Source organism: Halorubrum halodurans (assembly GCF_002252985.1).
GTDB lineage: Archaea > Halobacteriota > Halobacteria > Halobacteriales > Haloferacaceae > Halorubrum > Halorubrum halodurans.
Map to the genome: position 1 here is coordinate 1 of NZ_NHPJ01000085.1, position 14,834 is coordinate 14,834.

At 54.9% G+C, this 14,834-nt stretch carries 12 protein-coding genes; 6 read left to right on the forward strand and 6 right to left on the reverse strand.

Annotated elements, in window-relative coordinates:
- Positions 1–119 precede the first annotated feature (119 nt).
- Entirely contained in the window at positions 120–1,583 is a 1,464-nt protein-coding gene (locus tag DJ70_RS08515; RefSeq protein ID WP_094531960.1) for an amidohydrolase, read from the reverse strand.
- Positions 1,584–1,766: 183 nt separating this feature from the next.
- On the opposite strand from DJ70_RS08515, the gene DJ70_RS08520 reads away from it, so the two are divergent.
- Positions 1,767–3,434 (forward strand): HTTM domain-containing protein, encoded by a 1,668-nt coding sequence (locus DJ70_RS08520; RefSeq protein WP_245810771.1) that lies wholly within the window; start codon positions 1,767–1,769, stop codon positions 3,432–3,434.
- A gap of 213 nt (positions 3,435–3,647) precedes the next feature.
- Here DJ70_RS08520 and DJ70_RS08525 read toward each other — a convergent pair whose 3' ends face one another.
- The gene (locus DJ70_RS08525) at positions 3,648–4,469 is read right to left on the reverse strand and encodes an SWIM zinc finger family protein (RefSeq protein WP_094531962.1); all 822 of its coding nucleotides are present in this window, start codon (positions 4,467–4,469) and stop codon (positions 3,648–3,650) included.
- A 242-nt stretch (positions 4,470–4,711) separates the two neighbouring features.
- On the opposite strand from DJ70_RS08525, the gene DJ70_RS08530 reads away from it, so the two are divergent.
- Positions 4,712–5,722, forward strand: coding sequence for a tyrosine-type recombinase/integrase (locus DJ70_RS08530; protein ID WP_094531964.1), 1,011 nt, complete (start codon positions 4,712–4,714; stop codon positions 5,720–5,722).
- An 8-nt stretch (positions 5,723–5,730) separates the two neighbouring features.
- Here DJ70_RS08530 and DJ70_RS08535 read toward each other — a convergent pair whose 3' ends face one another.
- The 4 genes from DJ70_RS08535 to DJ70_RS18110 all read right to left on the reverse strand — a co-directional run bounded on the left by DJ70_RS08535 (position 5,731) and on the right by DJ70_RS18110 (position 8,860).
- Entirely contained in the window at positions 5,731–7,227 is a 1,497-nt protein-coding gene (locus DJ70_RS08535) for a deoxyguanosinetriphosphate triphosphohydrolase family protein (protein ID WP_094532098.1), read from the reverse strand.
- Positions 7,228–7,238: 11 nt separating this feature from the next.
- Positions 7,239–7,505, reverse strand: a complete 267-nt coding sequence (locus tag DJ70_RS16835; RefSeq protein ID WP_143420984.1) for a hypothetical protein — start codon at positions 7,503–7,505, stop codon at positions 7,239–7,241.
- A gap of 361 nt (positions 7,506–7,866) precedes the next feature.
- The gene (locus DJ70_RS08540) at positions 7,867–8,385 is read right to left on the reverse strand and encodes a hypothetical protein (RefSeq protein ID WP_094531966.1); all 519 of its coding nucleotides are present in this window, start codon (positions 8,383–8,385) and stop codon (positions 7,867–7,869) included.
- Positions 8,386–8,707: 322 nt separating this feature from the next.
- On the reverse strand, positions 8,708–8,860 hold the full coding sequence (locus DJ70_RS18110) for a DUF7837 family putative zinc-binding protein (protein ID WP_449272195.1): 153 nt from the start codon (positions 8,858–8,860) through the stop codon (positions 8,708–8,710).
- A 538-nt stretch (positions 8,861–9,398) separates the two neighbouring features.
- Between DJ70_RS18110 and DJ70_RS16840 the strand changes: the two genes are divergently transcribed.
- From DJ70_RS16840 to DJ70_RS08545, 4 genes are all read left to right on the forward strand, one after another.
- A complete protein-coding gene (locus DJ70_RS16840) occupies positions 9,399–9,842 on the forward strand; it encodes a hypothetical protein (RefSeq protein ID WP_143420985.1) in 444 nt (147 codons plus the stop codon).
- Between the two features lie 319 nt (positions 9,843–10,161).
- A complete protein-coding gene (locus DJ70_RS16845; protein ID WP_143420986.1) occupies positions 10,162–11,505 on the forward strand; it encodes a helix-turn-helix domain-containing protein in 1,344 nt (447 codons plus the stop codon).
- Positions 11,506–11,582: 77 nt separating this feature from the next.
- A complete protein-coding gene (locus DJ70_RS16850; protein ID WP_143420987.1) occupies positions 11,583–13,307 on the forward strand; it encodes a homing endonuclease associated repeat-containing protein in 1,725 nt (574 codons plus the stop codon).
- 458 nt (positions 13,308–13,765) lie between these two features.
- Positions 13,766–14,830: a hypothetical protein gene (locus DJ70_RS08545; RefSeq protein ID WP_218827799.1), complete on the forward strand. Its 1,065-nt coding sequence runs from the start codon at positions 13,766–13,768 to the stop codon at positions 14,828–14,830.
- The last annotated feature ends 4 nt before the right edge of the window (positions 14,831–14,834 follow it).

Here is a 14,834-nt window from a genome sequence, read left to right on the forward strand (position 1 = left end):
CGCCGCGGGGCTCGCCGTCGTCGGCGTCGGACAGACGGTCGGGATCGTCGCCGCGACCCTCGGGGAGTGAGTCGGTGCGGGGAGTGAGTCGGTGCGGGGAGTGAGTCGGCGCGCGGCGTTCAGTCGTCGTCCGCGGCGCCGGCGGCCGCCGGATCGGCCTCGAGGGTCGGCTCGAAGTCGGGCCGCTCGACCCCGAGCAGCTCGTAGGGGTCGGCGTCGTCCGGCATCGCCGACTCGTACCCGTCCGCGCCGCCGCGCTCCTCGAACTCGGCGACGACCTCGGCGCGGAGCTCCTCGTCTGTGAGCAGCCGGAGGAGCGTCCCGCCGATCGCCTTCGAGGCGTACAGCATTCCCTCCGTGCCGGTGGAGCCGCTTGCGGCCACCGCCTGCCAGGAGTGCGGCGGCGTCCCGACGGGCCACGTCGCCGTCGTCATCCGCCCGAGCGGGACGATCTGGCTCACGTCGCCGGAGTCGGTGGAGTACGACCCGACCTCGCCGGCGTCGAGCGCGTCGATCGGCTCGGTGAAGTACGCCGAGTCGCGGGCGCGGTCGCGGTGATCGGGATCCAGCTCCTCGAGCTGTCCCGACACGTCGCCGAGCGACTCGCGGAGGTCGTCGGCGAGCGGGTCGTCGACGGAGAACGGACCGAGGTCGCCCATCGTCTCGCGGATGGCGTCGCCGAGCGTCTCGTTCGGCCGGACGCCGTAGATCCCGCTGATCTTGGTGACCTCGACGTCGACGTCCCCCATCAGCGCCGCGCCCTCGGCCGCCCTGCGGAACCACGCGGAGACGTCGTCGACGAGGTCGCGGCTCGGCGCGCGTACGAGGTACTCGCCCGTCGCCTCCGGCGGGACGACGTTGGCCGCGTCGCCGCCCTCGGTGATCACGTAGTGAAGCCGGACCGGGTCGGGGACGTGCTCGCGCATGTACTCGACGGCGGTGTTGAGCAGCTGGAGGCCGTCGAGCGCGCTGCGACCCGCCTCGGGGGAGGCGGCGGCGTGGGATGACTCGCCGTTGACGGTCACCTCGAAGCCGTCGACCGCCAGACACGACCCCTTCGTGGGCGCGTTGTACCAGCCCGGATGCCAGGAGACCACCGCGTCGACGTCGTCGAACGCGCCCGCGCGAGCCATGTACACCTTCCCCGCCCCGGCCTCCTCGGCGGGCGTGCCGACGTAGACGACGGAGCCCTCGAGGCCCGCGTCGATCGCGTCGGCGACCGCGAGCGCGGCCCCGAGCGAGCCGACTCCGAAGAGGTTGTGGCCGCATCCGTGGCCGTTCCCGCCCGCCTCGATCGGCTCCTTCGTCGCGCTCGCGCGCTGTGAGAGGCCGGGGAGCGCGTCGAACTCGCCCATCGTGCCGACGACCGGGCCGTCCTCGCCGTACCGGGCGACGAAGGCGGTCTCGACGTCGCCGACGCCGACCTCGACGTCGAAGCCGCGCTCCGCGAGGACGCCGATGAGTCGGTCCGCCGCGTACGTCTCCTCGAAGGCCGTCTGCGGGTGCTCCCAGATGTCACGGGCGAGGGCCGTGAGCTCCTCCCGTCGGGCCTCGACCGCGTCGGTCACCGTATCGAGTTCCATGCCAACGGATGGCGAAGACCCGTCAAAAAGGGTTCGGACGCGGCGAGACGGACGGATCGGCGGCCGGCTCGACCGCCGGCCGGACCGCCACCGTCCACGGGATTCGACGACGACGGTCCCAACAAATATACATACGGTCTTCGCGACACACTACCCAATCGGTCGTCTCTCCACCGAGATCGCATGCTGCCACCAGACATCCCACCCGCGGACGACTCCATCTCGCCCGACGACGACTCCACTCCGTCCGCGGACGACTCCATCTCGCCCGGTGATGACCGCATGTCCGCCGCCGACTCCACGACTCCGTCCGGCGGGCGCCTCGGGCGGGCGTGGGACCGTCTGTCCCCGGTCCGCGAGCGGGTGCGCAAACGGTTCGCGGTCGACACCCGCTCGCTCGCGGCCGTCCGGATCGCCCTCGCGCTGGTGATCCTGCTCGACCTCCTCCATCGCTCCCAGGACCTCGCGCTGTTCTACACCGACGCGGGCGTCTATCCGGTGGCCGCCTACGAGGCCACCTACGGTCAGTACACCGGCGTCTCGATTCACGCCCTCTCGGGCGACCTCTGGTTCCAGGCGGTGCTGTTCGTCGTCGCGGGGGCGTTCGCCGTCGCGTTCCTCCTCGGCTACCGCACGCGGCTGGTCGGGTTCGTCTCGCTCCTGCTCCTGTTCTCGCTTCAGGCCCGGAATCCGGCCGTCCTCAACGGCGGCGACCGGCTGTTCCGCGTGCTCCTGGCCGTCGCGCTCGTGACGCCGCTCGGCGAGCGCTGGTCGATCGACGCGCTCCGCCGCGGGTCGGCGCGGGAGCGGGTGGCGAGCTTCGGGACCGCGGCGCTGCTCGTCCAGCCGGTCGTGGTGTTCACGGCGAACGCGATCCTGAAACACGCCGGCCAGGAGTGGTACGCCGGCGACGGCCTCGCGATCGCCTTACACAACGACGTGATGACGACCGCGCTCGGCAAGGTCGTCGTCGACTTCCCGACGCTCCTGACGCTGCTCAACTACGGCTGGGTGGTGTTGCTCTCGGGCTCCACGCTGTTCCTCCTAGGAACGGTCGGCCGCGCCCGGATGCTCGCCGCCTTCACCTACACGAGCGCGTTCGTGGGGATGCTGTTGACGATGGCCGTCGGGCTGTTCCCCCTGCTGTTGATGACGGCGATGCTCCCGTACCTTCCCGACCTGTTCTGGGACGAACTCGCCGGACGGGTGCCGTCGGCGTGGCACGACCGCGTCCCGTCACCCGAGGCGGCAGCGGCCGCGCTCGGGCCGCTCGGGCGACCCCCGATCGAACGTCGGATCCTCGATCCCGACCGCGAGGGATGGTACGGGGAGGCGTCCGACTACGCGGTCGCGTACGCCAGGTCGCTTCTGACCGTCCTGGGCTTTTGTGTCCTGGTGTGGATCCTCGTGTTCAGCGCGAGCAGCGTCAGCGGCCAGGACGTGCCGGAGCAGATCGACTACGAGCATCTCGACCAGCAGAAGTGGGGGCTGTACGCGCCCGACCCGACGGAGTCGTACAGCTGGTACCCGTCGCGGGCGTACCTCGCGAACGGCTCGATGGCGAACGCGTTCGGCGGCGGCGAGTTGACGTTCGACCGTCCGCCGAACCCCGCGGCCGAGTACCCGAACTTCCGACACCGCAAGTTCATGTCGGCGGTGAACCAGGCCGGGCCGGACGGGATCATCGCGGAGAGCTACGCCGACTGGGTGTGTGAACGCGCCGCGGCGGTCCACGAGGAGCCGGTGAAGCGCGTGACCGTCTACCGGGTGTACCAGCTGAGCCCGATCGACGGCGAGTACGAGGATCCCGGCCGACAGATCGTGATCGAACGCGACTGTTCTGCGGCCTGATGGACCCGAGCGAGCGGCAGGCTCCGAGTGCCTTCGGACCGTTCGCTTCTCCGCGACGCCGTGTCACCTCCTTCGGCCCCTCGTTGCCGATCGTTCCCTCGTCGATGCTACCGAGCGTACCGCGCTCAACGTGACGGCCGTCTTTCATTTATGCCGTCGACGCGCTTGGCAAGCGAGTCTGAAGCGCGGCCGAAAAGTGGGGACAGCGGAGAACTACTGATCTCGGCGCTCGGCGAGCGTTTCCTCCAACTCCGCTGCTGCGCGCTCGAAGTGCTCACCGAGCACCGACGTTCCGGATGCCGCCCGGTCCTCGAGGAACGCGACGGCGTCGGCGGTCTCGTCAGCGTCGACGTCTCCCGTCGCCACGCAGTCGACGTACCCGTCGAGTGCTCGCCTGAACCCCTGTGAGAAGTGATCGTACGCCCCGTCGACGCGTTCCATGTTGTCGTCGAGTGATTCGACGAGGGCACGGTACACCGTCGCTGCCGACGCGTACCGTCCCTGATCGCGATGCTCGTTCGCGAGGCCGAACCATTCTGTGAAGTCGATCGGCTCGAAGACCACGAAGTAGTCGGGATTCGTCTCCTCGAACTCCCGATCGATCGCGGCGCGCAGATCCTCGACCGATCGCGTCGGCGATTCACCGAAGCGGGCGAAGAAGCGTTCGCGAATGCCAGCGTCGGCCGCCACCGTCTCGCGGAGGAAGGCCTGGAGATCGTCGGCGTCGGCAGCCTCGAGTGCGGCGTCGAGCCGATCACCCTCGTCCGTAGGGCAGTCGTCGACGCATCGAAGCAACACGGCGACGACGTGTTTACACGCCTTCGGCCCGTCGTACGGGCAGCCGCACCACGGGTCGAAGCCGTCGACCGCGAGGTCGACACGCACGTCGTACTGACGGCTGCCACTCACGACGGCGGTCACGGTGGTGTCAACGCGATGAATATCGAGGACGCGACCCTCAGCAAGGTACCGCTCGCCGCGTTCGAAAACCGCGTCGGTACATATCCCCAGAACCGTTTCCTCCGTCACGTCCATGAGTGTGAGCAGTGTTTCGTCGCGGTCCGGAAAAAATCGACACATGAACCTCCCCTTCGTTCGAGATCGTAACGCTCTCGATCCGAAGGAAGTCGCCATTCCACCACAGTTACGCGATTGGAACGGTACGGGCGCGACGGGCGCGCGTTCCAGCTCGTAACGAATCGTCCTTTCAGGCCTAACACGCCGAAAATCGGGCAGCTCAGATCGGGGTCAGATCGTGATTCGCGCCAGCAAGCGCGATGAACCTCGAACCAATCGACCCGGAAACAGCCGTAGAACTGTACCTCGCCGATCGCGAAGCCGAGGTGGCCAAGGCAACGCTGTACTCGCACAGCTCTCGTCTCGGTCACTTCGTTCGCTGGTGTGACGAGGAAGACATAGACAATCTGAATGAACTGAGTGGACGGATCCTACACGAGTACCGTCTGTGGCGGCGTCGCGATGGGGATCTCGCACCCGCCACGGAGAAGACCCAGATGGACACGATTCGCGTCTTCGTGAAGTGGCTCGAGAGTATCGACGCCGTTGTCGACGATCTCCACACGAAGGTCCGGTCGCCCGTGTTGCGAGACGGGCAGAACGTCCGTGACGTGATGCTTGAGTCCGATCGTGCCGAAGAGGTTCTCGGCTATCTCTCGAAGTACGAGTACGCGTCACGCCCTCACGTCGTGATCACGCTGATGTGGCACACGATGATGCGGACTGGTGCAGTACACTCGCTTGACGTCGATGACTACGACCCAGAAGGGCAGTATATCGCCGTCGTCCACCGTCCTGAGACCGGCACAACGATCAAGAACGGAACGGATGGAGAGCGACTGATCGCGTTATCGAACGAGGTATGTGGGCTTATCGACGACTGGATAGCAAATCGGCGGCCCGATGTTGACGACGAGTTCGGCAGACAACCACTAGTGTCGACATCGAACGGACGCGCGCATCGATCGACGCTTCGGGGAGACTGTTACAGATACACAAGGCCCTGCGTTTCCACTGGGGAGTGTCCACACGATCGTGATCCAGACGATTGTGACGCGATGGAATATACGGCCGCATTCGACTGCCCCTCAAGCATGAGTCCTCACGCTCTCCGACGTGGTGGGATCACTCACCATTTGAACAGCGATGTTCCGAAAGATGTCGTCAGCGATCGTGCGAATGTGACACCGGGTGTTCTCAACGAACACTACGACCGGCGAAGTCAGCGTGAAAAAATGGAACAGCGACGGGGACATCTTGATAATATCTAGAATCTAACCTAGCCAATAATATTGTTTTGAAGCGACCCGGGAGAATCTCCGCATAATCGCTTGTGAAGCCTAAGCGTCTGCTTCTCTGTTAGCGATGAAATTAAGTCTGCCACAAGTCTCGTCCGCGATGTTCCTGACTCACCGATATTTTTTAAACGGTCACGATACGGCATAGGTATCGCGCTTTTTGTAACCTTTTCTGGGTCTGCCTCCCCGTATAGTGCTTCGAATAGCTCAGAAAGAACCCTTCTTTGACCGTGTTGCTGCTGCATAAGCGTGGGATTAGATATCACGTAGAATTCAGTCAACGCTTTCAGCAGTTCAATGTGTACCCTATACCTCTCTGTATTGAGGTTGAACCCATCTTCATCTGTGGGAATCGATTCTAAATAGACTGCTTGTGGGTTTTCTTTGCGATCGGCTTCCAGAAACTTAGAAATGAGCTGGCTCGTGAATTCATTCAACTCGCGTCTCTCTGCGTCGGTTCCTTCAAATGGAGTCACAAGCGCCTTGCTGGATCCGTCAAACTCCATCGCAAAGCTAGCGAATATCTCCGCAACCTCTACCTCATTCGGGTCAATATCTGATTCTGTCTCTAGATAGTCTTCAAAATCATCTAGGTGATCTCGTGAACTGACACTATATCTCTTAAGATCATCTGGCCTACGCTTACTACTAATTTCATCTAACGATTCCCGGAATATCTCATGGAGGGGTATAATTCCACTACGATAGAAGTCTTCTAAGTCATGAACGGCATACGTGAGATCATCGGCATAATCCATTATTTGTGCTTCTAACGTCTGCCTTTCTTTTTTTAATGGACCACTGGTACGATAATCATCCAAACCATTACGTGCCCATTCAAACGCATCAGAATCTGATGGATAATATCCCCATTTCTCATCGTTATTTTCCATGGCATCGTCTCTTCTGCTCCATGGGTATTTCAACATGCCATTCAGTGTGGCACGGGTAACATTTAATCCAGAGTTTGCATCTCGATGCGCTGCAAGTCTGGTAACAACACGAAACGATTGGGCATTTCCTTCAAATCCAATCTCTGCTATGTCTTCTTCTGTAGTAGAGTAATGCTTTACAAGTCTATTCAGTTCACTCTCACCGGCGTGACCAAATGGCGGGTGGCCAATATCATGAGCATGGGCAGCAGCCTCAACGACATATGGGTCAAGAAATTTACCTAATTTATCACTCTTGTCTGGAAAATTTATCCCAGCAGTTACCTCAGGGGAAACATCACTACGTTCATGAAATATCTTGACTAATGAAGAGGCCACCTGTGCTACCTTGAGAGAATGACTCAGTCGGTCATGATACAAGTACGATTCTCCAGCGTGAGCAACTTGTGTAACTGCCTTTAATCGACGAAACTCACGTGAAAATCGCACTCTGTCTCGATCTCGCCTAGATGGTGTTCTGAACAGCCCCTCACTACCATCCTTTTGACGCTGGTATCGCTGCTTAGTTGACAGTGAGAGAGTCACAAATCGGAAGTCTAACGATCATCAGACGGCTTCTTTTGTTCTTGCTCACCCAAAAATTCATACTCGAAACTCGGGAGAGAGGCTACCATCCGGTTCTTAGATAGTTTATTCATGCTAGATCGGACTTCCTCGTGGTCGGCATCAAGTTTTGTCGAAATCTCCGATATTCTCATAGACCCTTCGTCTTCCAGTAGTTTAGCGACTTCCAGCTCGGATTCACTTAGCTTCTTGTCATACTTATCTTCGAATCTTTCAGATCCGGATTGGTTGCTGGACATCGGGGATATACTCAGGTAGTGTCTCAATATACTTAATTATATTCGAGTGTTTCTACTGGAAACATATCTGCCACACTCATAAATAATACTATATAAACATATTGTGTAAGAAGCCCCAATTACGGTTTCAGGAGCTTTCTAAACCAGTATCACACTGAAGATTCCAAACATAACAAAATCCCAACTAGTTCTCTCGATATGAAACGGTGGTTAATAATATAAGATAATGGATATGGCTGCCGGGGCCGTCAAAATATACATATGTGGCTCTGTTGAAATCCTATTCTTCAGACAGGTTCTCGTGTGAAATAGCCGGTCAGTGGAACTGCGAATTGATCGCAGCAACATCCACCGGAGGCAGTCAATGCTCGGTGACCGCTCGCTCGTGAATCCAACCGCTGACGGCGCCGATGGGAAGGGTCAGCCAGAACGTGGTGAGGAATCCGACGATGCCGACGAGCAGACCGAGCTCCACGGACGCCCTCGGCTGGGTGGGGCTGCTGGCGATCAACAGGGGGACGACCAGCAGCGTCGCGAAGACGCAGGTCAGCACCGTCGCAAGCAAGCTGGCGAGAGGTCCGCGGTACGATATTGACTCGGGAAGCAGTCGCCACGCCACGACGCCACCGGCGAAGGCGGCCGGGACGACGAGTGGAATCGCCAGCAGCCCAACATACGTGAGTTCGCCCGTGACCGCAATTGGCCCGCCAAACAGCAGCGTTTGGATGCCGGTTAGGACGACGAATGCCATCGCTGCGGCTAGTGCCGCCGTGGCGACGGCGTAGCCGGCACCGACGGCCGGTCGGCCCGCGCCGGGCAACCGACCCGGACCGTAGCGTTTACACAACGCACAGACCGTCTCCACAGCGGTCGTGCCCATACCGGTGTATTCTCTTCCACCGCGTATATTCTCACCGGCGGGACTGTTGGACGGCGCTGAGACACAAACGAGACGGTCGTGATTTTGAATGCTCTATGTCCGGAATCGACCACGTTAATCCCGATAAGCTTGGATAGTCCCAGATTTTGTGGACTGCGAACAGTCTCCCACGAATAGATGCTGTGCTGTATCGATCCGATGTATTGAGCGCAATCGAATTGAGACGGATTATCTGCTGAGGCTCTCAACAGAGTCGCTTCACACTACTCGCAGTCTTATACCGGATACGCGACGAACAGCACTTTATTCTGCTGTCTGCCGGCTACTCCGGCGCTACAACGTCCCCACACGCCGGACACTCAGTCCACACACCCTCGGTGCCGTCGTTCTTTTTATACTCAACAAGAATCCACGCTTCCGATATGTCCTCACCACACACCGGGCAACGACCGAGAGACGATTCGTCAGCGTTCATGGAAGGGGGGAAGGAGCGTGTGACAGCGTTCCTTCCAAACGAATTTCGTTCGCGGGAGAACGTAAGCCTTTGGCGGGTTTATGGGTTGAGCGCGCCGGATTTCCTGAGGATACATATCGCCAGTAGCATTAACTCACAGCCACCAAAATATCGGACTCATGAGTATCCGCACAGTACTTACTCGGCTACTGCCCGGTGACGAGACAGAGGTGATCGTGGAGTGTCGTCAGTGCGGTGAGAATCTTGCGTCGAGCGCAGATGAGTGTCCCCAGTGTGGATCAGATGAGATAGAACACTTTCAGATTTCAGAGTAGATAGCCGCATTCGGCATACCTCAGTATTCTTCAGACAAATCATCGTCCGAACGGCCGGTCACTGAAGAGTGCGAACTGATCGGTGGGAGTCCCTACCAGTCCGAAATGATGTTCTGAGCGAGGTACGGGATACAGGTATCTCATCGATTACGGTCTATACAGAAACGTACTAATATCCATTTTGTGGGTCAACTTGATTAATACGGGGCAGTAAATCAATTGATATGACGGGAGTAATGGTAACATGGGACCAGCATGAGATCCAAGCAATTGATGAAGGCGACTTTGAGTCTACAGTAGTAAATGTAATTGAGGAGTTTTTTGCTGAAGTTGATGAATACAATGGTGTTACCGTTGATTGGCGAACTCCATCAAGAGATCACGGTTCAGTATATACAGTCACTCAAGAACCACTGGTTCATCTGGATCGGAGCAGATGCTTTATTGACATAGTTGGCAAACAGCAAGGAGGAGAATACAAGATCGATTTGAAACCTTCGGGTTTCGAGATCGAAACCAAATCCACGGGATATACCGAGGAATTAACCTATCTACACTTGCGGCCCGAAGGTATTGCGGCTGATGCAAAAAATGAAGAGATGTTTCTCTCCAATATTCCAGAATCTGTTAAGAAACGAATTGTTGAGCCAATAAGGAATAGACGTTAACCGTGTCAGTGAATACAATATTGTATCTTAGAGTGGATATATTATCAGTAAGTGGATTGTCCGGAGGTTTCAGCGGTTCGTCGTTTAATTGTACTGAGCGGCCCGCTAGTTTGACAACAAGATATCTGAACTACTCCACACCACCCTCGCATCACAAAGGACTTCACGGGATGATCTATCTCTTGGTACCATAGACGTTGCTGAGCATTTGATTGCCACGGATGGGGGCATGTGGTTCTTTAGAGTAAGACTGTTTTTTATCGACATACAGAGAGCACATCCTGAGAGACGGAATGTCATCAAGGAGTTTGGACATCATATGTCTGACGAGAAACTCTACCAAGATGAAGACTGGCTTCGTGAGCAGTACCACGAACTTGGAAAGTCACAAGGCGAAGTTGCCGATTCAGCAGGCGTTACTGAGAGCACAATCAGAAGGTGGATGGACGAACACTGTATTGAGCGGCGTTCCATGTCCGAAGTGAAATCCGAGGGTGATACTGACCTCTACACAGATCCTGATTGGCTTCGGAAACAGCACTGGGAACGTGGGAAGACGATGGTTGAGATCGGTGAGTTGGCGGGTGTGAGTGGAACCACGATTAAATATTGGATGGACAAGCACGGCCTTGAGCGTCGGTCAAACTCTGAAGCACAATCTGACGGCGATAGAGAATTATACACGGATGCTGACTGGTTACGGGAGCAATACTGGGACCAAGAGAAGACAATTGCCGAGATCGGTGAATCAGCGGGTGTTAGTGACACAACAATTAAACGGTGGATGAATAGGCATGATATTGAGACTCAATCGTTCTCAGAAGCTCAGACTGACGGTAATCTTGACCCGCTGAAGGATCCTGAGTGGTTGGAAGATCAGTACTGGGGTCATGAGAAAACACTGGTTGAGATTGGGGACGAACTGGGTGTGACGGATGTAACGGTTAATGCTTGGATGGAAACACATGGAATAGGGCGTAGAGATACTACCTCATCGGAAGTTCAGTCAGACGGTAATATTGAGCCATTAAAAGACTCTGAATGGCTGAGAGAGCAGTATATTGAGAATGGACTGAGTGCAGGTGAGGTTGGTGAGAAGCTGGGAGTCTCGAAAACGCCAGTACTGAATTACATTCACGAACACGGTATTGAACCACACTCGATTGCCGAGAGAAATTCTAAAGGCGACGTTACGCCGCTTAGAGATGCTAATTGGCTCTATAAGCAATACGTGGAGAAGGAAATGAGTCAATATGAGATTGCAGACGAACTCGGTATATCTGCTCCCACTGTGCGTAATTGGCTGAATAGACATAGCATAGAGGTACGCTCTAACGAGTTTGACCCTGACCACCTCTCTCATCGTGTTCGATCGACTTGGGAACTAGCAGTAGCAAATCTGCTACGTGACGCTGGTTTAGACTACGAATATGAATCAATAGAAATTGAATACGGCGACGGGCGCACTTACACTCCCGACTTTGTGACAGATGACTACGTGATTGAGGTCAAAGGTCATATCTACTCAAACGAGTTCAAGAAGGCTAGAGCGGCGATGAAACACCTAGATACAAGAGAATATGTTGTGGTTGGGAGAGAGCTTCCCGCACATATACATATTGAATTGGAAGAACGAGCGGCGCTCCACAATCTGTTTGAGTAACCGCTTCTATTGGGGCTCCCGCCCAAGGGACTTATTGGCATACATGATGTCATTAATCATAACTGAGTGAGTCGGGTGTGAGCGATCAGTTAACCATCTCTGATTTTCAGCCCGAATCAAGTCGTGAATCTGAGATATACAAGTGCGAGATATGCGACAGAGTGTTTGGTTCAAGCAAGGGCAAGGGGATTCACAGAGCCAAAGCCCACGGTGAAGACGAGATCAAGCAGGAAATGCTCGCAGAGCTTCAGAGACTTGCTACCGAACTGGGTAAAACCCCTAGCCAGCGCGAGATGGATAAGCAGGGTTGCTTCTCGGTAAAAGCCTATCAGAACAAGTTCGGAACGTGGAACCAGTCTCTGAAAAAGGCTGACCTAGCTTTGAACAAGCAAGGCAACGTATCAGACTCCGACTTGTTAGCAGAACTGAGGCGTCTTTCCGATGAGATTGGTGAAACGCCAACGTCCAGAGATATGGCTGAGAAAGGAAAATACGCATCATCTACGTACTCGATAGCATTTGGAACATGGAATGACGCCGTCAGAGAGGCTGGTCTTGACACAATAAGACTCCGCGAAGTTCCAAATTCCGAACTACGAGATGAACTTGAGCGTCTTGCGGACCAGTTCGGACAAACTCCGACGAAAGACCAAATGGAGGAACATGGCCGTTTTGGAGCCAGTACATATTCGAGTGCGTTCGGATCATGGAATGACGCACTTAGGGAAGCCAATTTTGAACTAAACAGGGAGAAAGATGTGGATCGCAAAAGACTCCTTGATGAAATAAGACGACTCAAAGAGGTCTGTGGTAAAGTCCCCACGGCAAATGAAATGGAGCAATACGGTTGCTTCGCAGCCACCACATACAATAGAAGGTTTGGCTCATGGAATGAGGCTCTCCAAGCAGCTGGCTGCGAAGTTAATAATCGAAGTAATATACCCGAACCCGAACTATTAGAAGAAATCAAGCGGCTCAAAGAGGACCTCGGGCAAGTCCCTAGGGCGGTAGATATGGAAAAAGAGGGCCAGTTTGGTTGGGCTACATACAAGACTACGTTCGGATCGTGGAATGATGCTCTCCGAAGAGCGGGATTTGAGCTTAATAACCGTACAGAGATACCGAAGTCAGAACTGATCGGAGAGCTTGAATCTCTTAAAACACAACTCGACAGGACACCAGATCGGCGCGATATGGATCAGCACGGTCAATTTGACTCAACCACATATGCGTCTGCTTTTGGAACATGGAATGAGTCACTTCGAAAGGCTGGCTTTGAGCCGAATAAGCGACGAAATATACCTGAATCAGAGTTACTTGAAGCAATCAGAAGTCTTGAGCATGAGGTCGGTCGGACCCCCATACGAAGTGATATGAATAAGATCGGTGAGTTCAGCGGCTCTGTGTACAAACACAGGTTCGGCTCATGGAATGATGCCATTATTGCAGCTGGACTTGACCCTCACAAGATACTCCGTCCGAGCCACTTGGATCACGTAGTTCGTTCCACTTGGGAGGCGGATATTGCTGAGTTACTCTTAGATGCTGGCGTTGATTATGAGTATGAGTCGCTAGAAGTCCACTACGGAGAAGGTAGCACGTACACCCCTGATTTTGTCACGGACCAGTACGTGATTGAGGTGAAAGGGCATCTGTATGAGCCTGAGAAAGTCATAAAAAAGGCCCGATCAGCTATGTCTGACTTAGACAATAGTCAATATGTCGTCATTGGAACTGCGATCCCTGCAGATATTCATATCCCGTGGGAGAACAGGGGCCAGATCACCGAACTGTTTGACTAACCTGTTGAGCGGGACGTACTTGACACGACGTATTAGATGACTTGAATCCAAGTAAGGAATAGAAAAAGTATTGCGGAAGCCTTCCCATACCCAACATCGACTGCTCAATATCACCCTGTACTGGGCAATCCAGTCACCCGTGATCAGGAGACAACTCTATGCCACATTCGCGCGCTGTATTCAGCACGGCGCGCCAAACCTACCACCATCTGAGGATTTCAGTAGACCTATATATTGTTGTTTTATTATCGCCTCACAACTGAATTCGTAGGTTCAGAGATGTAGCTGCCAATATTAAGATCGATATTTTGATCGGTTGCATTTTTTGATAGCTGTTAGATATAGCAGGTATGGCTCGTGGACAAGATCTGTTATTCGCACACCACGGAAGTTCAAATGAAGATAATGCGACAAAAAATTTCTGTTGGCTTTTGAATCACCTCCCACAGGACGTTTCAATGAGCCTTCTACGCCCAATTGTAGAGCCGTTTGGCGGATACCAACTCTTTGAGGAACTGGACCCAAAAGAGGACGTTGAGATCGTTGCTCAGGAGAGTGCGGAGGTGACAAAGACAAGAAATGGTAGAAAGGTACTGCTCGGTCTGGCAACAGATGGTCATGCGTATTCGGAAATAAAAATAGACGAGTTCTCCCCAGAGAGTGATATTACGACAAGCAAGAGCATCCCTGATTTGGTGATTCAGTTGGGTGGTAAGCTCGTTATTGCCATTGAAGCAAAAGATGGCGGGTTTAGTCGAACTCAGTTGGAAAATCATGCTCGGTGGTTGGGAGCTGAATCGTTTGAAACGGTCACATGGCGAGATTTAGCCGGACATCTTGACTCACTACAAAATCCTTCGTCAGGGGTAGAGAGTGAGACCAAAAGCATCAATGGAACTACCATTCCTTCAAACAGCGTCAAACTACTCCTACGTCAGTACGAACGTGTCCTTCGTACTCAATTGGTCCCCGAGAGTAGGGTGATTGCCAGTTCGGAGTATTCTACTGGTGAAAATTATGTCAAATACCAGAGTGACGTAGGTAATAAACATCTTAATGACTGGGTTGGGGATGACTCAATTGACTCACCCCCAGTTCCGGTTGCCATCTGTTTTAGAGCCTCCGGAGAGAATACTAATGGCGATCGATTATGGTTCACTCGCGAAGAGTGGCTTTCGTTATTAAAATCAATCAACAAGCCTGCGTATCATCGTGGACTGTCTCAGGGGGACTTGAGTAGCATTGTTACGGACTATAATCCGAGCAACGATGAGGACATTACCATAGCACACATTGAGGACTCGGCTGGGAATGAGAAAATGATTCGCTACGGAACCGGTGGTGGGGACAGAGACTCTGCTCTACTGTATATGACCCGATCGACAGCACAAAACTCTCCACTTCGTCAACCCCCAATGTATAATGTAGATGAATTTGATAAACTCATTGCTGATAATCTACAAATAAAACATTTGTTTACTAATCCGGAGAAAGTATTTGACGAGCTTCAGTGCAAAGTCTAGAAAC